Source organism: Brevibacillus sp. 1238, from assembly GCF_029892995.1.
In the GTDB taxonomy this organism is placed as follows: Bacteria; Bacillota; Bacilli; order Brevibacillales; family Brevibacillaceae; genus Brevibacillus; species Brevibacillus parabrevis.
In genome coordinates, this window is the sequence record NZ_JARXWC010000003.1 from 248462 (window position 1) to 272672 (window position 24211).

Sequence of the window (24211 nt, forward strand, 5' to 3'; positions counted from 1 at the left end):
ATGGATAACGGTGTTTTGGATGTGCGGAATGTCTGTTTCGGCTACGATGCCGCCGAACAGCCTGTCCTGACTAACGTGACATTCCGTGTACAAACAGGCGAGCTGCTGCTCATCATGGGGGCATCCGGGGCGGGCAAAAGCACGCTCGCCCTCACCTTGAACGGATTAATCCCGCACGCCGTCCAGGGGAGCTATGAGGGCGATGTGCGGATAGCAGGGCGAAGCACGAGCGAGGCAACCGTAGGGGAACTGGCGATGCATGTCGGGATGGTGTTTCAAGACCCGGAAGCGCAACTGGTTGCTTTTACGGTGGAGGATGAGGTCGCTTTCGGTCTGGAAAATCTTTGTCTGGACCGCGAAGAGATGGAGCGGCGCATCACGCAATCGCTGGCAGAAGTAGGACTTTCTGATCAGCGCAAAAAGGCAGTGGAGCACCTGTCCGGCGGTCAAAAGCAGCGGCTCGCGATTGCCTCTGTGCTGGCGATGCAGCCGCAAGTGATCGTGCTGGATGAACCGACAGCGCTGCTCGATCCGGCAGGCCGCGCAGAAGTGTTCGCCGTCATTGAGCGATTGAAGCAAGGCGGGCGGCAGGCGCTCGTTCTCGTGGAGCACCATCTGGACGAATGCATCGGATTGGCCGATCGTGTGCTTGTGCTCGGCAAGACAGGAGAGGTAATCGCCGAAGGGGAACCGCGACGCGTCTTTTCCGAAAGCTATGAGCGGCTCTGCGAAGAGGGCGTCTTTTTGCCGGAGACGGTGCGGCTCAGCAAAGAGTTGGGGCTGTCGCCCGTCGCGCTCTGTGCGGATGAAGTGGCGGAACAGATCGGAAAAAGGCTGGGCAACGGCTTTGCTTTTGGCAGCCTGATCCAAGAGAAAAGCTGGTCGGAGGGCGCTCGTCCCGCTGCGTGCGCTGAGCAAAGGGCAGACGCTGGACGCTCCGCATCGTCCGAAGACGAAGCAGGCGTCCCGCTGCTTGCGATCAGGGAAGGAATGCTGTCCCGCGCCGCTTCGGGCGTGCTGCAAAAATCAGTGGGAGCGCTGACCATCTCCAGTGGCGAGCTGTTGGCCATCGCGGGAGCAAACGGCGCCGGGAAGACGACGTTGGCTTTGCACTTGATGGGGCTGTTGCCCGCCCACAAAGGAGCGCTCTTTTTGTCCGGCAAAGACATGACAGGGCTATCGATGGCCGAACTGGTGCGAAACATCGGGTTTGTTTTTCAAAACCCCGAGCATCAGTTTGTGGCGGAGACAGCAGAAAGGGAGCTTGTCGTCGGCATGCCGGAACGGGATGAAGAGCAAGCCCGTGTGCAGGCCCAGTCTCTGTTGCAGCGGTTTGGTCTTGCCTCTGCTGCCGGGCGCAGTCCGTACCAGTTGAGCCAGGGAGAGAAGCGGCGGCTCAGTGTTGCGACGATGCTGACAGAGGAGCGCAAAGTGTTGATCCTCGATGAGCCGACTTTTGGCCAGGATCAAAAAAATGCCAGAGAGATCATGCAGATGCTGCAAAGCCTGCAACGCGAAGGAGTGGCGATTGTCTTGATCACGCACGCGCTCTGGCTGCTTGCGGAGTATGCCGATCGGGTAGCTGTGCTGGCAAAAGGGAAGCTCGTCTTCCACGGCACGGCAGACCGTTTGTTTTCGCAGCCGGAGCTTTTGAAACAGGCGAGCTTGCGTCTGCCACCAGCAGCAGAAATGGCGCAAAAGCTGTCCGTGTACGATCCGAGCTTGGCCGGGATTGCGACTTACGAAAATGTGCGAGCAGGCTGCCTGCGATTGCTGGGCGAGCGGACGGGGGTGGAGGCGTAAAAGATGAGCGAGAATCAGTGTGTCCCGGGAGCTTCCGCTTCGTATTTGCATCGTCTCAATCCACTGTCCAAGCTGGTAGCGACGCTGCCTGTGACTGTTTTTTTAACGCTGGTGACAAATGTGTGGACGCCCGTCGCCTTTATCGTGGCAAGCGCCTTGCTGACGGTTTGGCTCGGGCGCGTCCAGCTGTTTTCCTACATGAAAAAAATCGTCGTGCTGCTCCCGTTTCTGATCGGTTTTCTCCTCACGTATCCATTCATGATCGACAGCGCAGCCGGGGGCAACCAGCCAGGCTCGCAGGCAGGCGTGTTGCTCGGATTGACTACGGGACTTCGGCTGCTTTCGCTGTATGCAGTCATGCTGTTGTTTGCACTGACGACCGAGACGCCTGATTTCGTGCGGGCGCTGGTGCAAAATTGGCGAGTGAATGACCGGATCGGATACGCCGTGCTGGCGATTTTGCGGTTTGTGCCGGATATGCAGCGGCAGCATCGGACGATTCGCTGGGCGCGTCAAGTGAGAGGTTTGAATGAAAAAGCGAGAAAAAGTCGGTTGTCTTACGGGGAGAGAGTGAGAGGGACGACGCTTCCGCTGTTGGTCACGGCGATCCGGCAGGCAGAGCGAATGGCTTTGTCCATGGATGCGCGCGGGTTTGCAGTCCATCCGCGGCGCACTTACTATCGGGCAAGCGTGTTCCAGCGGGAAGACTGGCAGTTTGTCCTGCTGTTCTGGCTTTTGTCGGGGCTGTTGGTTGCAGGCTTGGCTTTTGCTGGTCTGCTTGGGGAAATCTCGTTTCTCAAAATGTTTGCCTAACGCTTGGTGGTCTAGAAAGCATGGAAAGGGAGGGAAGAGGAATGAGCGAGAAAAAAGGCGTGCTTCGACTGCTGGAGATTGCGGATGAGAAGCGGAGCTTGCTGATCGTTTCGGCCATTTTGTCGTCGTTGAGCGCCATCTGCATGCTTGTGCCTTACGCATCTGTCTATTTTATTTTGCAGGAGCTGCTGCTGCATGCCTCGTCTGTGGCCGATGCAGACGGGGCGTACATGATTCGCTGGGGCGTGATTGCCCTGTTCGGACTGGTGGGAAGCCTCATTCTGATGTACGCGGGAGGGATGGTATCGCACATTGCCGCTTTTCGGATTTTGTACGGCTTGCGTGTGAAGCTGGCTTCCCATATCGGCCGTTTGCCGCTTGGCTGGCTGAGTGGCACGTCGACGGGGGCAGTCAAGAAAACGCTGGAGCAAAACGTGGAAAAAGTCGAGACGTTCATCGCCCACCAATTGCCCGATCTGGTTCAGGTGGTCGTGACGATTGTCGTCATGGTCGGCGTCATGTTTTACTTGAACGTGTGGCTGGCGCTCGCCTGCGTAGTGCCGATCGTGCTGGCTCTTTTGGTGCAGGTGCTGTCGTTTCAAGGGACGCGGACAAAAGAGAACATCAAAAAATATTACGACTCGCTGGAGCGGATGAACGGTTCCGCCGTGCAGTACGTACGCGGCATGCCCGCGATCAAAGTATTTGGGCAAACCGTCCACTCTTTTCGCCAGTTTTACGCGGACATGATTTCGTACCGCGATTATTGTGTCAAGCATACGCGTGATTTTCAAAACGGATATTTGACGTTCAAGGTCATTTTAGGCTCGTTCGTCGCTTTCATCCTCCCTGTGGGGGTTTTTCTGTTGAGCAGCGATCCGCACAGTGTGGCGTTCGCGTCTGTCCTGCTGTTTTTCCTCGTGATGGCGCCGGGGGTGTCCGCCCCGATGTTCAAAATTATGTTTTTGACTTCGACGCTGCGCGACATTGGAGAAGGGGTAGAGCGGATGGATCGGATTTTTGCCGAACAGCCTGTTGCCGAGCCGCTCGCTTCCAAACAGCCGCAGCATTTTGACGTCGCGTTTGACGACGTTTCGTTCGCCTATGCGAGCGCAACCGCAACAGAAGGCACAGAGGGCGCACAGGCACAGCAAGGAAAAGAAGCCCTTTCGCATGTGTCTTTCCTGGCGCGGCACGGGCAGGTGACCGCACTCGTCGGCCCGTCGGGAGCAGGCAAGTCGACGGTAGCCAATCTCATTCCCCGCTTCTGGGATGTGCAGGAAGGCGCCATTCGCATTGGCGACGTGGACATTCGCGATCTGTCCAGCACCGATTTGATGAACACAGTGGCCTTTGTGTTCCAGGAGACGTTTTTGTTCTATGACACGGTGTACAACAACATCGCGGTAGGATTGCCCGATGCTGCGCCCGAAGCGGTCTATGCGGCAGCGAAGGCCGCGCAGTGCCACCAGTTTATTCTAAACCTTCCGCAAGGCTACGATACGCTGATCGGCGAAGGCGGGGTCTATTTGTCAGGGGGAGAGGAGCAGCGCGTGGCCGTGGCGCGGGCGATTTTGAAAAATGCTCCGATTCTCGTCCTCGATGAAGCGACAGCTTTTGCCGATCCCGAGAATGAATACGAAATGCAGCTGGCCTTGGCCGAACTGGTGAAAGGCAAGACCGTGATCGTCATTGCCCATCGCCTGTCCACGATCCGGGAAGCCGACCAGATTCTCGTCATGCAAGGCGGCAAATTGGTCGAGCAGGGAAAACACGAGGCGCTGCTACAGCAAAACGGCTTGTACGCCCGGATGTGGTCGGCGTACACCGATGCGCAAAACTGGCAGATCGGAAAAGAGAGAGGGAGGTTGGCTGCCGATGAGCACGTTAAGCAATATAACAGCCGGTAAACCCCGCGCATTGCTAAAGCCTGTCTTTTACACGACGATTGCGAACCTTGCCAGCATTGTGCCGTTTGTCTTGCTGGTAGAGGCGGCGCGCTTGATTTTTGAACCGTTTGTGCACCCGGACGCACCGCTGAACACAGGGCGTTTATGGTGGATATGCGCATGGCTGATCGCGTCTCTGGTGCTGCTGTTTCTGACGGAAATGCCCGCCTACCGGGCGCAGTTCGGCGGCGCATACAGCGTGGCAGCAGAAGGGCGGGCCAGACTTGCGGAGCATTTGCGCAAGCTGTCGCTCGGTTATTTGAACAAGCGGGACCCCGGCGACTTGGCGAATATGATGATGGGCGATTTTGCGATGGTCGAGCACGGGATATCCCACCTCGTCCCGCAAATGATCGGGGCGCTGATCATGCCGGTCATTGCCATCGTCGGGCTGTCTTTCATCGATTGGCGGATGGCGCTCGCCTTGTTTGCCGCATTTCCTGTCGCGATCATGCTCGTTTTGCTCACGTCTGGCATTCAGCGCAAGCTCGGCGCCCAGCATATGCGGGCCAAAATTGATGCCGCGAACCGCTTGCAGGAATATTTGAACGGCATTCGCGTCATCAAAGCGTACAATTTGACAGGCGAGCGTTTCGTGCGGCTGGAGAAGTCTTTTCGCGAGTTCATGAGGCAGAGCATCCGCATCGAAGGCTTGCTCGGGCCGATCGTGCTGGCGGCCATCGCCTGCATTCGGGCGGGTCTGACGCTCATGGTAATCGCTGGCACGTATTTGCTGGCTGGGGGCAACCTCGATCTGATCACGTTTGTCATGTTTCTTTTGGTAGGAACAAGAATTTTCGATCCGCTGACCACGGCGCTCGTCAATTACGCAGAATTTCGTTATCACGAGCAGGCCGGCGAGCGGATCGTCGATTTGCTGGCTGAACCGACGATGCCGGGCGAGCTGCATCCGCCGGACGAAAACGATGTGACGCTCGATCACGTATCATTCGGATACAACGAAAAGCTGGCGCTCGACAACGTCAGCATGCACATGCCGACAGGATCGTTCACCGCTTTGGTCGGGCCGTCCGGCAGCGGAAAAAGCACCGTGCTCCGCCTGATTGCCAGATTTTACGACCCGACCAGCGGGCAAGTGCTGCTCGGACAACAGCCGCTTGCAAAAATGGACCCGGAAGCGTTGTTGTCCCGCATCTCGATGGTCTTTCAAGATGTGTATCTGTTTCAGGACACGATCGCCAACAACATTCGCTTCGGCAAAAGAGACGCGACACAAAAAGAAATCGAAACGGCAGCCAGACAGGCGTGCTGCCACGAGTTTATCATGCAGCTGCCAAACGGCTACGAGACGATGGTGGGAGAGGGAGGAAGCACGTTGTCCGGCGGGGAGAAGCAGCGCATATCCATCGCCCGGGCCATGCTGAAAAATGCGCCGATCGTCCTTTTGGATGAGGCGACCGCTTCCCTCGATCCGGAAAACGAAGCGCACATTCAGCAAGCGATCGACAGGCTGATTCAAGGCCGGACGGTCATCGCAATTGCCCATCGCTTGAAAACGATCCGCCACGCTGACCAGATTTATGTGCTGGATCAAGGCCGTGTCGTGGAAGCAGGCAAGCACGACGAGCTGATTGCCCGCCACGGACTGTATGCGAAGCTGTGGGGATTGCAGCAGCAAACAAGCGGCTGGCACATTTCCTCGTAACGCGTTGTGACGAAAAACCCCGTCTGGCCGATGCGCCAAGCGGGGTTTTTTCTAGCGGGCAGGCTGATCGCCGATGACGATTTGCACGCGCGTGCCATCCGGGTACTTTTCGAGCTGGTTGGCGATCCACGAACCTGCCCCGCGGTTGTCGGAAGGGGAAATATAAGCGATATCTGCTCCTTTGCCGCCTTCCTTGCACATTGCCATCGGCCATTCGTCGCGATCGTAGCCGCGTTTGGTCGGGATGCCGCGCAAGGAATCTTCGCGGTGCTTGTCCGCCGATTTGCGGTCGATGGTGCAGACAGCAGACTGGCCTTTTTCGATGGCGGAGCGAATGTGCTCTGCCGTCTCGGGATAGCGCTCGCGGGGAAAGGTCAGAACGACATCGGCTTGCACAGACGTGTTTGTGGTCTGGCTGTTCTGTTGCTCGGTTAACAGACTGAACAATCCGATCCCGATCAAAAAAGCGAGGGTGAATAAAATTCGTTTGATTCGCACGTTGCTCTCCTTGGTCCGTTTTTGCGACAATCGCTGGTTCGCCGCATGGGAAAAGGGCAGTTCATCCACGGGCGATAACCGCGGAGATCAACTGCCCTTTGGTTCATTATACCAATCTAGGACAAGCGTGCTAAGAAAAAACTTTTGCGAAACAATCCCGCCGCATGCGTCTCTGCTGTCCGGCTGCCCCCGACCTGGCCTGCTAAGTTCGGCTTTGTTTGGCATCGTCTGTGCCCGGCCCGGGAAACAGGCTTTTCATGCACAGCCAGGCGAGCACAGGCCCGGTTCCAATCGCGAACACCAGCCAGTTTAACGTCGAGGCCGAGACGCTGATCGCGGTGACGAGCAGGAACAGCGAAATGCCGACCAGCCGACCGACATCCAGGGCAAATTCGCGCAGGACGACGTACTCCACCCGGTTTTTCGCGCTCTGTTCATTCGTGCCGATCAAATCAAAAACAGTCGAGATCATCGGCATCGAAAAAAGCGGATAGGCGAGCGAGACGACGATCCCGAAAGCGAGCAGTGTCGTATAGCTGACCTGCCAGAAAAACAGGAGCAAGATGCCGGACATCATGACCGCGCCAGTGAGCATGCCCCATTTGCGGTAGCGCGGGGCGTACCATTTGGCCGCCACATAGTAGCTGAGCAGCCCGACGGCCGAGGTAATCAGCCAGAAATTCCCCAGCGTCATTTCGCTTTTCGTGGCGATGTAGACAAACAGCCCGATGATGAAGCCGAACACGCCTTCGCGCATGCCTTGTGCGGCGAGAGCGGCGGCAGCGAGACGCCACTTAGGTTCCTCGCGCAGACAGCGGAAGGAAAAGCCCCAGGAGTACGTTCCTTCCGACTGGCGCTTTTTCAGAAAAAAGCTGATGATGCCGCCGACGACGAACAGAGCGAGCGAGAGGGCGAAGATCAGTCTGTAGCCATTGTTTCCGGGGAGACGGGAGATCAGCCAGCCTGACAGCCAGGGAGCGAGCATGCCGCCTACGGAAGCCAACAGTCCTGCCCAGCCATTGAAGCGGTCGCGGTTGTCTGGCCCGGTAATTTCAAAGTAAACGACGTTGAACGCAAGCCAAAAAAAGCCGACCGCCATCCCCTGAACCAGCCCGAGCCAGACGGCGTACGACACAGCCTGCGGGCCAGCGAGGAGCACAAGCAAGTAAAAAAGCGCCGACCCGGCCATCCCCGCGCGCAGGATGTTCATTTTGTTGAACTGCTTGACGTACGCGCCAGCGAGCCAAAAGGTCAGGGCGCCAGCCAAATGGGTAGCAAATGTAAACCAGGCGATGGGCGCAAACTGACTTTTCACCTTCCACAAATAAACGTTCACGAACGTACCGGAGAGAGCGCCGGCAGCGATGAACAATCCATTCACCAACAGCAAAAGCCGAGCCTGGTTGTCCAGTTCGCCGGGCTTGGGAGATTTAGGAGCAGCGGAGCCAGGCGCTTTTGAAGAGGTGCTGTTCATCGCCGGAAAAAAGGCAGGAAGGCGGTTCTTCGTTTTTTGCTGCATACGATCACCCCGCTTCAAAAATAAGAGTTGAACATAACGTACCCTTCCTGGCGGGCTTTCAACAGGAATCGGCGAAAGTACCGTTTTTTTCCTTGCGTTTCCGTCATCGGCGAAGTTTTTTTCAGAATAGGAAGGAAAAAGGTGAGCGGCAAACAAATAAGGAGAGGGGAAGGCGAGCAAGAATACGGATCGTACATCCACGAGGAGGAGCATACATGGCGACGACCATTTTCAAAAACGGACGCATCTATACAGGGGATTCGCGGCATTTGTTTGTGGAGGCTCTCGTTGTTCGTGACGGGATCGTCCACGATTTGGGCAGCGATGCGGATATGCTGCTGCAATACGGACGCAGCGATGCGCAAGTGATCGATTTGCAAGGCTGCACGGCAACACCGGGGCTGATCGACAGTCATCTGCACTTGGGCTGGCTGGGGCTGACCTTTTTGCAGCTCGACTTGCGCGAGGCGAAATCGAAGGATGAAATGCTGTACCTCATCCGGCAAAAGGCGAATGAGACAAAAGCGAATGAATGGATACAAGGCTTTGGCTGGGACGAGAATCTGTTTGTCGACGGCGGAGGAATCCCGAGCATCGAGGAGCTTGATGCCGCTGCGCCGCATTGCCCGATCTTTTTGCCGCGCATTTGCGGACATGCGAATCTGGTCAATACAAAAGCGCTGGAGCTTGCCGGATATCATCCTGACATCGAGGTGCCCGCTGGCGGAGTGATCGTGCGCGATTCGCTCACCGGAAAGCCGACAGGGATGCTCCTCGAAACGGCTTCCAATCTGATCACCAAACATATTCCGCGCCCTGATTACGATACATTGAAAAAAAGCTTGCGCAGCTCCATCCGCTACGCGATGCAGCACGGCTTGACCGGAGCGCATACAGAAGACTTGCGCGAACTGAACGGACTGGCGCAGACGTATCGTCTCTACGATGAGCTGATCAACGGGGAAGAGCTTGCGCTGCGCTCCCATCTGCTCGTTTACTACCCGCACATGCATGAACTGCGCGACCTGAACATGACCGCCGGCTATGGAAACAGCCACGTACAGATTGGCGCGGTGAAAATTTTCGCAGACGGGGCTTTGGGGCGCAGAACCGCTTACTTGTCCGCACCGTACGCAGACGATCCGTCGACGAGCGGGTACCCGGTACACGAACAGGAAGAGCTGACCGAGCTTGTCCGGCAGGCGCGTCAGCTCGGCATGCCGATTGCGGTGCATACGATTGGCGACAAGGCCCTGGAAATGGTGCTCGACAGTCTGGATCAGTTTCCGACCGTCGCGTATCGGGACAGATTGATCCATACGCAAATTTTGCGCCCGGATTTGCTGGAGAGACTGAATCAGCCAAGCCGGATTGCCGACATTCAGCCGCGCTTCCTCGCAGGCGACTTCCCGTGGGTGATCGACCGTGTGGGAGAAGAGCGCATCCAGGACTCGTACATTTGGAAGACGATGATGAACAAGGGAATTATTTGCGCGGCAGGATCAGATACGCCAGTGGAACCGATCGATCCGTTGCTGGGCATTCACGCGGCCGTGACGCGCAAGGCTCCGGGCGAAACACACGGCGGCTACCTCCCGGAGGAAAAATTGACGATGGAAGAAGCGCTCCATTTGTTTACACTGGGAGGCGCGCAGGTGACAAACGAGGAGCAAGTAAAAGGAACGCTGTCTCGCGGAAAATATGCGGATATGACGGTTTATTCCAAGGACTTGTTCACGATCGATCCGGATGAATTGCTCACGACGAAAGCCGTCATGACGGTCATTGGCGGAAAAGTTTGCTATAGCAGCTAACGAAAAGCTCAGATGCTCAGGAAGCATCAACGAAAAACCGGCTCTTCGAAAATGCGCTGCACCTCCCGGTTGTACGTAACAACACTTGGGGGCAGGGCACACAAGGAGCCGGTTTTTGTATGGGCAAATTCGCGAACAACGAACAACCTCGTCAGGCTGACAAACGGGTTTGCCGCTTGCTGCGCAGCCATTTGCCCAGATCGATTTCCGCAATCAGCACGCTGGCAAGTACAAGTGCTGCGCCAATATACCCGCGCGTGGTCAAAATCTCGCCAGCGAACAAAAAGGCAAACAGGGCAGCGAATACAGGCTCCAGCGAAAAAATCAGTCCGGTATGAGTCGCAGTCGTATATTTTTGAGCCACCGTCTGGACGACAAAGCCGATGGCACTGCACAAAATACTGAGAGCGAGCACAGCGACCCAGCCTTCTGTCGAATGCGGCAACACAGGCGATTCGAACAAACAGGAAAAAACGAAACCGAGCAAGGCGGTGAAGCCAAGCTGATAAATGCCGAGTTGAATCGTGTCCGAAAAGGAGGCAAATCTGCCTGTCACGGTAATGTGCATGGCGTAACAGAGCGCTCCGGCGATACACAGCAGATCGCCTTGGCTGATCCGCAGTTCGGTGTTGAGCGTCATTAGACCGATGCCGACCATGGCGAGTCCCGCCCCGACAAACACGCGCTTTTCCGGGCGGTGGCGAAACAAAATCGACAGCAGCGGGACGAAAATGACCGTCAGGCTGACCAAAAACCCGGCTTGGGAAGCCGTCGTCGATTTGACCCCGTTTGTAATCGTGGCAAACACGCCAAACAGGAGCGTGCCGAGAATCGAGGCGTGCAGCAATGTTTTACGGCTGGTGCTGCGCAACCGCTTGTGAAAAATCGCTGCCGCCAAAACAAAAGCAATGCCAAAGCGGATGGCGATCAGGTTAAACGTCTCCAAATCTTGCAAGCCCATTTGCATAAACAAATAAGACGATCCCCAAAACAGGGTAACCAGCAGCATTGCCAGATCGGCTTTTACTTGCGGTTTCATTTGTGCCTCCTTGCCCGGTTGACCAGGCGCGACCATGAAGTATTCGTATTGCGCAATACTCAGTATACGAGTAATGTTTGAATAAGAAAAATGAATGTTTATCATGCTTTTCATGAAAAGTTTTAATGCAAAAGGTGGGAGAGCAAGATGAGCCTGAGCAAGTACGAAGTGTTTGTCACCGTGATCGAATCGGGGAGTTTGACCAGGGCGGGCGAAATTCTCGGCTTGACGCAATCCGCGATCAGTCACGCCCTGGCAAGTCTGGAGCGGGAATTTGGGTTTTCCATTTTGACGCGAGGTCGTTCCGGCATCAGTCTGACGAGCAACGGCGAGCGGCTGCTCCCTTATATGCGCGAGATGCTGCGCGCCCAAGAGCGGATGAAGCAAGAAGTTCATGCGATCAACGGCATGGAAGTGGGGACAGTCAGAATCGGGACGTTCACTAGCGTGTCCACCCAATGGCTGCCGGGCATTTTGAAACGGTTTCAGGACCAGTATCCCGCCATCGAAGTCAAGCTGCTGGAAGGCTATTACGACGGGATCGAAAGCTGGATTCAGGCGGGGGAGGTCGACATGGGCTTCGTCTCGTTGCCGACGACTGAGGAATTGGAATCCATCCCGTTGAAAAAGGACCAGCTGTACTTGCTCGTAACGAAGGAGCACCCGCTCTACGAGGAAGAGCGGGTGCACGTCAGCCGTCTGGCGGAAGAAACGTTTATCATGCCAAAAGCAGGCTGCGACAACGATATTCAGAGGCTGCTCGCCATGTATAAGCTACAGCCGCGCGTGAAGTACGAAGTGGGCGACGACCACGCCATTATCGCCATGGTGCAAAACGGCCTGGGAATCAGCATTCTCCCGGAGATGATCCTGTTTCGCCTCCCGCCCAACATCCGCATGATTCCGCTGGAAGGGGAGCATTATCGTTCTCTCGGCGTGGCAGCGACATCGTTTGAGAAGCAGTCGCCCGCAGCGAAGCGCTTTTTGCAGGTCGTAACCGAGTGGGTGCGCGAACAAGGATAAGTTGGCATTACGACGGCAAATCGCGCGTGGCGGGCACCGCCGCTTGTTTTTTTCGCAGAAACGGCAAGTACATGAGCGAAAAAATCGCGAAGGCAACTCCTTCAAGCGAGAGAATGTACCACGGATACGGGCCAAGGAAGTCGATCAGGCTGGGATTTTCAGGTTTGTGCGAGACAAACAAGTAATTGCCCCCTGTCCAGCTGTTCACGGCGAGTGCCGCGACCAACAGCCCGTTCAGCAAGCCCATCGTCTTCCAGACGGAGCGGTAAGTCGGGCGATAGCCTTCGACCCACGTCATGTACAGGCAGGCGAGAACGATCCCTGCGTGAGCGAGAAAAAAATGCCAAAAGCGGAAGTGCGGGAACGGGTAAAACAGTTCTGGCGTAATCAATGCCTGCGCTGCACCGCCAATGCCCGCAAAAAATGTGACTTCAAACAAGCTGTAGCTTCTCGAAAGCAGCATGACGATCGCAAGCAACAAAGTGACGCTGCACAATTGCAACGGTAAAGTGTAGGCAGCCGACCAGCTTCCCGTATAGACATGCCAGAGCTGAAAGCCCACTTCCGTCAGCAGCAGCAGCCCAGCCAGCGAAAAGCGGATCGTCCGCTTGGCAGCAGGTGCTTGCAGGCGGTGACGAAGAAAGTAAAGCAGGAGCGCTGTGCCAAAAGTGGCAAGCAAGGCGATGAGGTGCGACAGCGAAAAGAGTTGAAAAGGCGCACCGGAGATGAAGAGCGAAAAGTAAGGCGAGTTCATGAAAGCCTCCCAGGCGGTGTCTGTTTATCTGTTTATGTAAAAGGAAAAGCTGGGCAAGCCAGTTGCAAGGCGAGTGCAAGCTTTTCCCTTTGTAATTGAAAGAATTCACGAAATTTTAACACAAAGCTGCTTATTCCATATCAATCTTCGGTTATAATCTAAATAGACTAACGTACATCATTGAGAGGAGATATAGTCTTGAACTTGGTGCTCACAGAAAAACAATGCAAATCCTGCCAGGCTCGCTTGACAGAGTACGAAATCGAGAACAATGGTGCCCTCTGCATGGAGTGCTACAAAGAAGAACAAAGCGAGCAAAAGTAGCAGCACGACGCAAGTCAGCATGTTGCCACACGAATAAATAGATGTCTGACAGTCAAGGCCCTCTCCAAGCGGGGGGGTTTTTGAATTTCGGGGGAAACTTCATAAAAAAGGATACCACACATTCGAGCGAATTGGAAAATATGGAAAAAACCATTGGCGCATGGCGTCCAATGGTTTTTGGCGTGGGCGTGCAAGCAAACTAGGCTTCCCAAAGCGAGGCTGATTGTTTGACTGTGATGGCATGTTTAGGGCTGCCAAAGCCACTCAATGTATTGTTGTGGTGGGCGACGATGTCTGATGCCTTGAGGACGGAAGTGTCAGTGGTAGAGTGGCAATCTCCGACGAGAATCACGTCATAGTCGTGAGAGATGGCACTTCTGCTCGTTGTATCGATACAATAGTTCGTCTGGAACCCGGCAATGATCAACTTTTCAATGGCGAGTGACTGCAACTTTTCATGCAAGCCTGTTTCATAAAACGAGTCGGGCGCCATTTTATGAAACACCGGATCGGTTTCTTCCGGCTTGATGGAAGTGGGAATTTCCCACCCTGGCGATCCGAGAGCCAGTTCATCCGTTTCTCCGGTATTATGTTGCACGTAGAGAACAGGAAGCTCGCGAGTTCGCGCCTCGGCGATCAATGTTTGATCCGTTCAACGATTTCCTCGCCTTGGTGACAGTATTCCACGAGCAGGTTTTGCACATCGACAACGAGCAAGGCAGTCTTTTTCATCCGACAGTCATCCTCCCCACATATCATGAATCTCTCCCATTATAATCCAGATGGCAGGACAAGGGGAGAACGAAATCACGCCGAGCGAACTACTTTTCCGGCAGAGGAATGATCAGTTCACTCCGGCGGCTGCCGTCCTTGGCGCTCGCTTCGAACAGGATGAGCATGAGCGTGCTGTTCGGCTCGGCTTTTTTCACCTTGACCGTCTGGGTGAAGTCGCCCCATTCGGGAGCGCCGGAGGAGGTTTGGAAAAAGCCTTGGGTCAACTCATTGTGCCCATCCTCCACGACGTAATTGACGACTGCTTCAAACACTTGCGCCTGCCCTTTGACTTCAAACGTGTCTTCCCCCGTTTTTTTCACGGTGACATTGCGAAAAATATCATTGGCATATACCGTTTCTTTTGTTTCAGGCTGCTCGGCAGGCGGTTTTTCAGCCGGAGTTTGCGGGTTAGAGGGAGCAGGCGTCTCAGGCTGTGCCGGAGTCTCGGGCTGCGTGGTTGCAGGCGGAGCTTCCGGGGCAGGGGGAGAGCTGGTGCAGCCTTGCAACAGGCCGACGGTCAACAAGACAAAAAGAAGTTTTTTCATAAACGTACCCCTCGATTCTGTAGAGATATGGCGAGTCTTGCTCTTAGTATGACGTAAAAAAGCCAAATTGTGTTTCAAACTACTGGTCATACCACTCCGATTCTGTGCTAGAATGGGGAGGTAGCATTAACCACTATTCCTAGAAAGCTGGTCTGATAAGAATGGTACAACAAACATTTCGCACGGAAAAAGACTTTCTTGGTGAAAAAGAAATTCCTGTAGATGCCTATTATGGTGTCCAAACCATGCGGGCAACAGAGAACTTCCCGATTACCGGATACCGTCTTCATTCTTCCCTGATCATCGCAATGGCTATGGTAAAAAAAGCAGCAGCCCTTGCGAATATGGAGGTTTCCCGTCTGAATCCGCGACTGGGCAATGCGATTGTGACTGCCGCGCAGGAGATCATTGAAGGGAAATGGCACGATCAATTTATCGTGGACCCGATCCAGGGTGGTGCGGGAACATCTATTAACATGAACGCCAATGAAGTGATCGCCAACCGCGGTCTTGAGCTTATCGGAGAGAAAAAAGGAGATTACTTCCATCTCAGTCCAAATACACATGTCAACATGTCGCAGTCGACCAACGACGCATTCCCGACTGCGATTCATATCGCGACGCTCGACTTGCTGGAAAAACTGCTCGTAACGATGGAGTCCATGCACGATGCATTTGGCCAGAAAGCAAAAGAGTTTGACGACGTCATCAAAATGGGGCGCACGCACTTGCAAGACGCGGTTCCGATCCGTCTCGGCCAGGAATTTGAAGCGTATCGCCGCGTGCTGGAACGCGACATCAAGCGGATCAAGCAATCTCGCCAGCATTTGTACGAAGTGAACATGGGCGCGACCGCTGTAGGGACAGGCTTGAATGCCGATCCGCGCTACATTACAACCGTTGTCGAGCATTTGGCAACCATCAGCGGCTTCCCGCTCGTAGGGGCGGAGCACCTGGTAGATGCGACGCAAAACACAGACGCGTACACAGAAGTGTCTGCTGCATTGAAAGTTTGCATGATGAACATGTCAAAAATCGCCAACGACTTGCGTCTGATGGCATCCGGACCGCGTGCCGGACTGGGCGAAATCTCGCTGCCAGCACGTCAGCCAGGATCTTCTATCATGCCAGGCAAAGTCAATCCGGTTATGGCCGAGGTGCTCAATCAAGTAGCCTTCCAAGTAATCGGAAACGACCACACCATCTGCTTGGCTTCCGAAGCGGGCCAACTGGAACTGAACGTGATGGAGCCAGTGCTTGTCTTCAACCTGCTGCAATCGATCAGCATCATGGACAACGCGTTCCGCGCGTTCACCCGCTACTGCCTGGAAGGCATCGAAGCAAACCGCGAGCGCATGAAAGAATACGTGGAAAAAAGCGTAGGCGTCATCACGGCGGTCAACCCGCATTTGGGCTATGAAACGGCTGCCCGCATCGCGCGCGAGGCGATCCTCACCGGAAAATCGGTGCGCGAGCTGTGCTTGCAGTACAACGTCCTGACAGAAGAAGAACTCGATCTCATTTTGGACCCGTTCGAGATGACCCACCCGGGCATCGCCGGCGCTTCCCTGTTGGATCGCCAGTAGAAGCAGCAAACGCAAGAAAACTCCCGCCCTTGTGCAAAACGAGGCAGCGGGAGTTTTTTGTTGCCGACAGAAGCAACAGGCTATCGCGCATGCGAGCGGTGCAGCCTGTTGATCTCGTCCAAAGCTTTTTATGGGGAGCTTTGCTGATGTTGCGGCAGTTGGTCGAGACTTTTGAACTCGTAGCCGCGCTTGCGAGCTTCATCAATGATCGAGCCGAGCGCGTCGGCATTGTCCTTGGAGACGGAGTGCAAAAGAATCACCGCTCCCGGATGCAGCTGTCCCATTACGCTGTCGAAGGCGAAGCGGGAACCGCGCTGTACTTTTGTATCCCAGTCCTTGTAGGCAACTGACCAAAAGACGTTGGTGTAGCCGAGTTCTTTGCTGACCGCGAGAGTCCGGTCGCTAAAAATTCCCCGCGGGGGGCGGAGATAGCGCATGGTCGCCTGTCCGGTCACTTGGCTGACGGCTTCTTTGACCCGATTCAGCTCTTCCTTGATCTTTTCGTTCGGTACGGTGGTCATGTCAGGGTGACTCCAGGAGTGATTGCCAATCAGGTGCCCTTCCTTTGTCATCCGTTTCAACAGCTCAGGCTGCTCCTTCACGTAATGTCCGGTCACGAAAAAGATCGCAGGGACCTTTTTCGCCTGAAGCGTGTCAAGAATGGCCGGGGTAAAGCCGTTTTCATATCCGTTGTCAAACGTCAAGTACAGCTCTTTTTTGCTGGTGTCGCCCAAAAAAACCGCGCCGTGCCGATCCACGATTCCTTTAAAGCCTTCCTCGTTAATAGAAGGAAGCTGTCCATTTTTGCTCTTTTTGAAGCCGAAATGGTACGGGTGATCCTGATAGGCGACCGCCGCGGAAAGCGGCAAGGTGAACGCCAACGCAAGCATGAGAATGACACCCGTTCTGAGGAGCCTTGTGCAGTGTGCTTTCATGATGCGATACTCCCTTCTTTGTCCATATCGTCATGACGGTCTCGCAGACGTTTCCATCCAAAGTTTGTCCAGTCCACCTGCAAATATGTAACAGCTGCGAAGCGCATGGCGACATCGATCAGCCAGAGCGAGGTGGCAAGATGTGTAAAAATCTACGCGCACAAAAGGGACAATCAACCATACATGCAAGCGGCAGCCGTCATATAGTATCAATGTCGACGGGAAAGCCGCTGACGAGGCTGTATGAAATCATCCGGTACCAGGAGGTGTAGTCATGGATTGGTTGCGGTATTTGCGTGACGCCGTTGGTGAGGACGAGGACATTGAAGAAATCGAAGTAAAAGTGGAATACGAAGATGGCACGAAGAAAAAATGGATCTTCTCGCGGAATCAAGATCCGGTCTTGGAAGACAACGACGACGAAGATGACGAGGACGAAGATTAATCATTCGATATAGCGAAAAAAGATACGCTCGCCAAGGCGTATCTTTTTTCTTTCGAAATCTGCTATCATGAAACATATTTTAGGAAGCAGGTACAGGCCATGAGCTTTTCAATCAGCCATCAAAAAATCAAAGAATGGTGCGGTCGCCTCTCCTACGAGCGGGGCAAAGCCTTTTATCGCTCGCAAAAGGTGAGCGTCGATACGTTTCAGCCTGAGCCGATGATCGTTCGGGCAACCGTTCAGGCAGGCAAACACGACTACCAGGTACATATGGAAGGGGATGAGGCAGGGATCGTGGCGACGTGCAGCTGTCCTGCGCTGCGTTCCTATGAACAGTATTGCCAGCATATTGCGGCTGTGCTGTTGACTGTGCGTGATCTGCCGCAGGATGAGTTTTCGCCAAAAGGGAACCGCGTGAACACGCCAGCTTCCAGGGAAAGCGCGACGGCAGACCGGGACGATCAATTGACACAGGGCATCCTCGACTTGTTTGGCGGAGCAAGACGGCAGGGGACAAGCATGAGGAAGGTACTGCTTGACGAGCGGGCGGTACTGGAAGCGGAAATCATTTGCAAAATCGTGCCGTACGGCTATCGCAAAGCGGTGATCGGAATCGAGCTGAAGCTGGGGCCAAAACGGCTGTACGTCGTCAAAAACATTCGGGACTTCCTGGCGAAAATGGAAAAAGGGGAGCCGTACGCCTTTTCCGCCCATTTTACTTACGATCCGAAGTGTCATCGCTTTTTGCAGGCGCATGAACCGATCATGGAAGAGCTTGTTCACGTCTATCATCATGAAAAGCTGTACCGCGAGACAGCAGGATACAGCTATCAGGAGGCAAAAGCGGCAGGCTCGGAGCGAACGCTGATTGTCCCGCCTTTTGCCTGGGACAGCTTGTTTGCTCACCTGCTCAAAGCTCCTGGCGTGCGCGTCGTACAGGGCGAGCAGACGTATGAAACGTTTCAGGCGCAAACCGGGAAGGTGCCGTTGCAGTTTGCATTCGATGCGGGTGACAGCGAAGCCGAATACCGTTTGACAGTCGAGGGCTTGTCCGGTTTGACCGTGCTTCGTGAATACGGATGTATTTTGCATGACGGCGTGTGGATGAAGCAGTCAACAGATGCCTGCAACAACCTGCAGCAGTTGAAACAGATGCTGGAAGCGCATCAAAGACAGGACATCGTCGTCCCCAAGGAGCAAATGGAGCCATTCATGACCAAGGTCGTTCCGGGCTTGATGAAGCTTGGCAGCGTCCGCATTGCCCAGCCTGTTGCCGACCGGATCGTGCAGACCCAGTTGAAGGCGAGGCTCTATCTCGACCGGATACGCGATCGGCTGCTGGCCGGACTGGAATTTCAGTACGGCGATATCGTCATCAATCCGCTTGTCACAGACACGAATGGACAGAACAGAGACAACGATCTGATCTTGATGCGCGACGGAGAGAAGGAGCAGCGGATTTTGGAGCTGATGGAGCAGAGTGCCTTCGTCCAGACGGAAGCGGGCTATTTTCTCGATGACGAGGAAGCCGAATACGAATTTTTGCACACGGTCGTGCCCGAGCTGGAAAAATGGTGCAAAGTGTACGCGACCACGGCGGTCAAGCTGAGGCTGGCTTCCATGCACGTTCCGCCAAAGGTCAAGGTAGAGATCAATGAGCGGACGAATTGGCTGGAAGTCCGCTTTGACGTGGAAGGCTTCCCGCCTACTGAAATCAAGCAATTGCTGCTCGCTTTGGAAGAAAAGCGCAAATATTACCGCCTGCCTACAGGGGCGCTCTTGCCTTTGGAGACGAAAGAATTTGAGCGGATCAACCAGCTTGTCGACGAAATCGGAGTGCGCCACGCCAACTGGATCGCCAGCGGCTTTGCGCTGCCGATGCTGCACGGCTTGCGCTTGCTGGACACGCCGCAGGACAAGACGGTGCAGTTCGGGAAAACGTTGCGCAGCTTTCTGGAAAATATGCGCAACCCGGACAACCTCGACTTCCGCGTACCGGACAGGATGGAACCAGTTCTGCGCGACTACCAGAAGTTCGGCTTCCAATGGCTCATGACGCTCGCCCATTACGGTTTTGGCGGCATTTTGGCGGACGATATGGGGCTTGGCAAAACGGTGCAAAGCATCGCGTACATGGTAGCCAAGCTCCCCGACATTCGCAGCCGCAAACAACCGATCCTGATCGTTTCGCCTGCCTCGCTTCTGTACAACTGGCGCAACGAGTTGAACAAGTTCGCTCCGGAGCTTGTAGTCCGCATCGTGGACGGGAGTCGGCAGGAACGGAATACGGCGCGCGAGGAAGCGGAAGCGGTGGATGTGCTGATCACGTCTTACCCGCTTTTGCGCAGGGATTACGCCGAATATGCCGAGCGCACGTTTCACACGCTGTTTTTGGATGAGGCGCAGGCGTTTAAAAACCATACTACCCAGACGGCGCAGGCTGTGAAGAGCATTCAGGCCGGGCAGCGCTTTGCCTTGACCGGAACGCCGATCGAAAACAGGCTGGAGGAACTGTGGTCGATCTACGACGTTGTGTTTCCCGAGCTGTTTCCCCAGCGCAAAGCTTTTCAGGACTTGCCAAGAGAAGTCATCGCCAAGCGGGCCAGACCGTTTTTGCTGCGCAGGCTGAAATCAGAGGTCTTGCAGGAGCTGCCGGAAAAAATCGAAACCTTGCAAGCGACGGCGCTTCTGCCGGAGCAGCAAAAGCTGTACATCGCCTATTTGGCCAAGCTGCAACAAGACGCTGTGAAGCATTTGAACGAACGAACGTTTGACAAAAACCGGATCAAGATTTTGGCGGGCTTGACCAGACTTCGCCAGCTGTGCTGTCATCCAGCCCTGTTTGTTGAAGGCTATGAAGGCAGCTCCGCCAAATTCGAGCAATTGCTTGAGGTGTTGGAAGAATGTCTCGGCGCAGGCAAGCGCGTCCTGCTCTTTTCGCAGTTCACGGAGATGCTCGCCATCATTGGTCGGGAGCTTGGCGATCACGGCATTCCGTTTTTTTACCTGGATGGCAACACGCCAGCCGCCGAACGGATTGAACTGTGCAACCGATTCAACGACGGAGAATGCGACTTGTTCCTCATGTCGTTGAAGGCAGGGGGGACGGGTCTGAATTTGACGGGAGCGGACACGGTCATTATGTACGATCTGTGGTGGAATCCGGCTGTTGAGGAGCAGGCAGCAGACCGGGCGCACCGGATCGGCCAGAAAAGGGTCGTCCAGGTCATCAGACTGGTGGCTCAAGGGACGGTCGAAGAAAAGATGTACGAGTTGCAGCAAAAGAAAAAGCATTTGATCGAGGAAGTCATCGCCCCCGGAGAAGCAGCGATTTCGACGATGAGCGAAGAAGACCTGCGGGAAATTTTGATGATATGACCAAAAAGCGGCCAGTCTGCCAAGTTGCGCAGAACGGGTCGCTTTTTCGTTGGAGGAATTGGCAAACTGCCAAGGATATTTGTCCGTTTCGTCAACCTGTATACACGAATATTTTATGAAGAAGGTGAGCGCTTGAATTAGGAACACGGGGGGAATGGAATGGAACAGTATGTGATCAAACCATGGGACACTAGAGATGGAAGCGAGCCCACTCCTGTCGATTGGGATATGCAAGTACCTCCGGAAGTAGATGCAGTCGCTGAGCTTGTCATAAAGGAATACGATATGACCGTTCACAACAGGACATTGATTACCTCGAAGCCTGACAAAGGCGGTGCCATCTGGCGAATCGAGACGAACAAAGGTCCGCGCAGTTTGAAAGTGCTCCACCGGACGCCAGAGAGAAGCCTCTACAGCGTAGGTTTGCAGGAATACGTAGTCAGGCAGGGAGCAAGGGTGCCAGCGCTGATTCCGGCCAGGGACGGGAAGCTGTTTGTGGAGAAGGGCGGAAAGCTGTGGATTGTCACCGACTGGATTTCCCTTGAACCAGCGGCCAAAGTCGACCTGACAGGGGCGCAGGAGCTGTGCTACGGCTTGGGCGAATTTCATCGGCACACCAAAGGGTACGTGCCGCCAGCAGGGGCCAAAAACTCTTCCCGTCTGTATCGCTGGCCCAACTACTATCAAAAGATCGCCAAAAAAATCGGCTGGATGCGTGAAATGGCCAAAGCGTATCGGGAAACGGCGGCAAGCGGTCCGATCTTGGCGGTCGTCGACAAATACGAACAGCAAGCAATCGCAGCACTGGAGCGGCTGAAAGCATCTTCCTATCCGAAAATGGTGCAAATGGGCGAGCCGCACTGGGGATTGGTTCACCAGGACTACGGCTGGTCCAATGGACAGAACGGACCTGGCGGACTGTGGGTTATCGACCTGGACGGCGTGGCGTACGACTTGCCGTTTCGCGACCTGCGGAAGCTGATTACCAGCACGATGGACGACATGGGTGTCTGGGACGTGACATGGATGAGAGGGATGATCGAAGCGTATCACCGGGCGAACCCGCTCGATCGTGAGTCCTTCGAAATCTTGCTGCTCGATATGTCCGTGCCAAACGAATTTTACAAGCATTTAAAAGAAATGTTTTACGATCCGGTCACCTTCCTGAACACCGAGGCAGAGGGTATTTTGCAGCGGGTTGTGGCAACCGATCAGACAAAAGACCAGGCACTTGCGGAGTTGGCCAAAGACAGCAGTCAATACCAGCCAGGCGATTACACGCAAGTGGTTGTACCGCGTTCACCGGAACGGCAATCGCTTGCGAGTACAGAGAATCAGGCCAACTGGCAGCTTGCTGACCAAATGCAGCTTCCTGCTCAAAGTCACGTTCCAGAGCAAAGTCAAGTTCCAGAGCAAAGTCAAGTGCTTGTGCCTGTCGCGGAAGAAAAAGCGGTACTGGCAGCAGACGCCCGCCGACCAAAAGCGAAGGTCGAGAACAAGCCAGACGAAGTCAAGGCGAAAAAGGCGCTGCGCATTCCTGAGCCTGAGCCGATCCGCGCCGCTACAGTGAAGAAGCCGCAGGAGCCGAAGGAGCGAGAAAAGGCGCGGCCGGAAACGCGCAAAGAGCCGGTCAAGCAAGAAAAAGAACGCACCCCGGTTGCTGTCCAAACAACCACTCCTCCGGCAAGCTGGTTCATCAAGGCCCCGGTTGTTGCACCCGTTGAAAAAGCGGAGCCTGCCAAGAAACAAGGCCCGCGCCTGAAAGCAAAAGTAGCACCCGCAAAGCGTGCAAGGACGGGAGATAAGCCAGTCAAGAAGAAAGCGTCCAGTCAGGGAAGCAAACAAAGCGCAACGAACAAAAAAGCGGTTGCCAAAAAAGCAATTACAAAGCTGCAAGCAAAAAAACCGCTCAACAAGTCTCCCAAAACGAGCGAAAAAGCAAAAGCAGGGAACCAAGTGGTAGCAAAGTCCGGTTCTCCCCGGAAAACTCAGCATGCAGCCGTCACGCATCCATACAAAAAAACGGCAGCTCCAAGCCGGAAATCAGCCAGCAGCCAAGCAAAAAAGCCGCGTTCGGCAAAAGCGCAAAAAACAGGCAGAAACATGCTGTGAGTCGCAATAGGAAAGGAGAATTCGGATGAAGGTAGTCATGATCTGTACGGAAAAGCTGCCCGTTCCTCCGGTGCGGGGCGGTGCGATCCAGACGTATATAGCGGGAATCGCGGACACGCTGGGACAGCACCATGATTTGACCATTCTCGGGACGTCTGACCCGACTCTCGCCATGGACGAAAGGGTGCGGAACGTCCGTTATGCGCGTGTGCACGGACTCGGCGTGTTCGAAATCTACGCGCAGGAAGTGCTCGCGTTTTTGCGGGCGAATGCGTACGATGTCATCCACGTGTTCAATCGGCCGCGGCTCGTGCCGATGATTCGGGAAGTGTGCCCGAATGCGCGAATCGTGTTGAGCATGCACAACGACATGTTTGATGCCGCCAAAATCTCTCCGGAGGACGCGGCGCAAGCCATTGCCAGCACATCAAAAATCATCACGATCAGCGATTATGTCGGCCGCGTCATCGCGTCGCTCTACCCGCAAGCCCAAGGCAAGCTGCGCACGATCTATTCAGGCGTCGATTTGCAGACGTTCGTACCGTGGGAAAGCTCGCAGACCGCGCGAAAAATTCGTCAGGAACTGCGGACTGCGCACAATTTGGGAAGCAAGCAAGTCATTTTGTTCGTCGGCAGGCTCACCCCGAAAAAAGGGGCGGACATTCTGGTGCGGGCGATGAATGAGCTTGGTGCCCATCATGACAATCTGGCGCTGGTGCTCGTAGGCGGTTCGTGGTACAGCGTCGACAAGATCAGCGATTACGTAGCGTATGTACGCGCGCTCGCCGACCGTTTGCCGATTCCGGTCATTACGACTGGATATGTGGCAGCAGAAAACATTCACCACTGGTTTTGGGCGGGAGATATTTTCGTCTGTCCTTCGCAGTGGGAGGAGCCGCTTGCTCGCGTCCATTACGAAGCGATGGCCGCAGGGTTGCCGTTTGTGACGACGAAGCGCGGTGGAAACGCAGAAGTCATCATCGGAGGAAACGGGCTTTTGGTGGAAGAACCGGAGAATCCGCAGTCGTTTGCCACCCAGTTGAAACAGTTGCTCGCCAGTCGTGAGTTGCAGCGCAAAATGGGCAACAGCGGCAGAAAACTGGCAGAGCAACGCTTTACGTGGAATCGGGTGGCCGAGGAAGTGCTGGATGTATGGAGGAGCTTGTCGTTTGAAAACTGACGGGAGACAAATGCCCACTTTCACGAGACGGGATCGGAGAAGTGGGCTATGGCT

At 54.8% G+C, this 24211-nt stretch carries 19 protein-coding genes; 12 read left to right on the forward strand and 7 right to left on the reverse strand.

Annotated elements, in window-relative coordinates; all coding sequences use genetic code 11:
- From M2298_RS08800 to M2298_RS08815, 4 genes are read left to right on the forward strand one after another with little or no spacing between them, the layout of a single operon-like run.
- Nucleotides 1-1803, forward strand: a complete 1803-nt coding sequence (locus M2298_RS08800) for an ABC transporter ATP-binding protein (protein ID WP_280648439.1) — start codon at nucleotides 1-3, stop codon at nucleotides 1801-1803.
- A gap of 3 nt (nucleotides 1804-1806) precedes the next feature.
- Entirely contained in the window at nucleotides 1807-2616 is an 810-nt protein-coding gene (locus M2298_RS08805; protein WP_122965103.1) for an energy-coupling factor transporter transmembrane component T family protein, read from the forward strand.
- A gap of 41 nt (nucleotides 2617-2657) precedes the next feature.
- On the forward strand, nucleotides 2658-4526 hold the full coding sequence (locus tag M2298_RS08810; RefSeq protein WP_280648440.1) for an ABC transporter ATP-binding protein: 1869 nt from the start codon (nucleotides 2658-2660) through the stop codon (nucleotides 4524-4526).
- Nucleotides 4495-6231: an ABC transporter ATP-binding protein gene (locus M2298_RS08815; protein WP_122965105.1), complete on the forward strand. Its 1737-nt coding sequence runs from the start codon at nucleotides 4495-4497 to the stop codon at nucleotides 6229-6231. Before M2298_RS08810 ends, M2298_RS08815 begins: the two co-directional genes overlap by 32 nt.
- A 51-nt stretch (nucleotides 6232-6282) precedes the next feature.
- Here M2298_RS08815 and M2298_RS08820 read toward each other — a convergent pair whose 3' ends face one another.
- Both M2298_RS08820 and M2298_RS08825 read right to left on the reverse strand, forming a co-directional pair.
- Entirely contained in the window at nucleotides 6283-6729 is a 447-nt protein-coding gene (locus M2298_RS08820) for a NucA/NucB deoxyribonuclease domain-containing protein (protein ID WP_217021429.1), read from the reverse strand.
- Nucleotides 6730-6931: 202 nt separating this feature from the next.
- Nucleotides 6932-8248 carry an MFS transporter gene (locus M2298_RS08825; protein ID WP_122965107.1) on the reverse strand — a complete coding sequence of 439 codons (1317 nt, stop codon included), beginning with the start codon at nucleotides 8246-8248 and terminating at the stop codon, nucleotides 6932-6934.
- A 215-nt stretch (nucleotides 8249-8463) separates the two neighbouring features.
- On the opposite strand from M2298_RS08825, the gene M2298_RS08830 reads away from it, so the two are divergent.
- Complete coding sequence (locus tag M2298_RS08830) at nucleotides 8464-10062, forward strand: amidohydrolase (protein ID WP_173599669.1); 1599 nt, start codon at nucleotides 8464-8466, stop codon at nucleotides 10060-10062.
- A gap of 151 nt (nucleotides 10063-10213) precedes the next feature.
- On the opposite strand, the gene M2298_RS08835 is transcribed toward M2298_RS08830, so the two are convergent.
- Nucleotides 10214-11101: a DMT family transporter gene (locus M2298_RS08835; protein ID WP_173599670.1), complete on the reverse strand. Its 888-nt coding sequence runs from the start codon at nucleotides 11099-11101 to the stop codon at nucleotides 10214-10216.
- Between the two features lie 147 nt (nucleotides 11102-11248).
- Between M2298_RS08835 and M2298_RS08840 the strand changes: the two genes are divergently transcribed.
- The gene (locus M2298_RS08840) at nucleotides 11249-12124 is read left to right on the forward strand and encodes a LysR family transcriptional regulator (RefSeq protein WP_122965110.1); all 876 of its coding nucleotides are present in this window, start codon (nucleotides 11249-11251) and stop codon (nucleotides 12122-12124) included.
- A gap of 7 nt (nucleotides 12125-12131) precedes the next feature.
- On the opposite strand, the gene M2298_RS08845 is transcribed toward M2298_RS08840, so the two are convergent.
- A complete protein-coding gene (locus M2298_RS08845) occupies nucleotides 12132-12878 on the reverse strand; it encodes a YwaF family protein (RefSeq protein ID WP_280648441.1) in 747 nt (248 codons plus the stop codon).
- Nucleotides 12879-13076: 198 nt separating this feature from the next.
- Here M2298_RS08845 and M2298_RS08850 point away from each other — a divergent pair, with 198 nt between their 5' ends.
- Complete coding sequence (locus M2298_RS08850; RefSeq protein WP_255679085.1) at nucleotides 13077-13202, forward strand: hypothetical protein; 126 nt, start codon at nucleotides 13077-13079, stop codon at nucleotides 13200-13202.
- Between the two features lie 199 nt (nucleotides 13203-13401).
- On the opposite strand, the gene M2298_RS08855 is transcribed toward M2298_RS08850, so the two are convergent.
- Both M2298_RS08855 and M2298_RS08860 read right to left on the reverse strand, forming a co-directional pair.
- Nucleotides 13402-13842, reverse strand: coding sequence for an isochorismatase family protein (locus M2298_RS08855; RefSeq protein ID WP_280648442.1), 441 nt, complete (start codon nucleotides 13840-13842; stop codon nucleotides 13402-13404).
- Between the two features lie 181 nt (nucleotides 13843-14023).
- Nucleotides 14024-14521, reverse strand: a complete 498-nt coding sequence (locus M2298_RS08860) for a Gmad2 immunoglobulin-like domain-containing protein (RefSeq protein WP_280648443.1) — start codon at nucleotides 14519-14521, stop codon at nucleotides 14024-14026.
- 161 nt (nucleotides 14522-14682) lie between these two features.
- Here M2298_RS08860 and aspA point away from each other — a divergent pair, with 161 nt between their 5' ends.
- A complete protein-coding gene (aspA, locus tag M2298_RS08865) occupies nucleotides 14683-16107 on the forward strand; it encodes an aspartate ammonia-lyase (RefSeq protein WP_217365361.1) in 1425 nt (474 codons plus the stop codon).
- Between the two features lie 128 nt (nucleotides 16108-16235).
- Here the strand turns inward: aspA and pdaA are convergent, their stop codons facing one another.
- Complete coding sequence (pdaA, locus tag M2298_RS08870; protein WP_122965115.1) at nucleotides 16236-17042, reverse strand: delta-lactam-biosynthetic de-N-acetylase; 807 nt, start codon at nucleotides 17040-17042, stop codon at nucleotides 16236-16238.
- Between the two features lie 274 nt (nucleotides 17043-17316).
- On the opposite strand from pdaA, the gene M2298_RS08875 reads away from it, so the two are divergent.
- The 4 genes from M2298_RS08875 to M2298_RS08890 all read left to right on the forward strand — a co-directional run bounded on the left by M2298_RS08875 (nucleotide 17317) and on the right by M2298_RS08890 (nucleotide 24157).
- On the forward strand, nucleotides 17317-17487 hold the full coding sequence (locus M2298_RS08875) for a hypothetical protein (protein WP_167470324.1): 171 nt from the start codon (nucleotides 17317-17319) through the stop codon (nucleotides 17485-17487).
- Between the two features lie 99 nt (nucleotides 17488-17586).
- On the forward strand, nucleotides 17587-20865 hold the full coding sequence (locus tag M2298_RS08880) for a DEAD/DEAH box helicase (RefSeq protein ID WP_280648444.1): 3279 nt from the start codon (nucleotides 17587-17589) through the stop codon (nucleotides 20863-20865).
- A 159-nt stretch (nucleotides 20866-21024) separates the two neighbouring features.
- Nucleotides 21025-22977 (forward strand): CotS family spore coat protein, encoded by a 1953-nt coding sequence (locus M2298_RS08885; RefSeq protein WP_280648445.1) that lies wholly within the window; start codon nucleotides 21025-21027, stop codon nucleotides 22975-22977.
- A 25-nt stretch (nucleotides 22978-23002) separates the two neighbouring features.
- A complete protein-coding gene (locus M2298_RS08890; protein WP_280648446.1) occupies nucleotides 23003-24157 on the forward strand; it encodes a glycosyltransferase family 4 protein in 1155 nt (384 codons plus the stop codon).
- Nucleotides 24158-24211 lie beyond the last annotated feature (54 nt).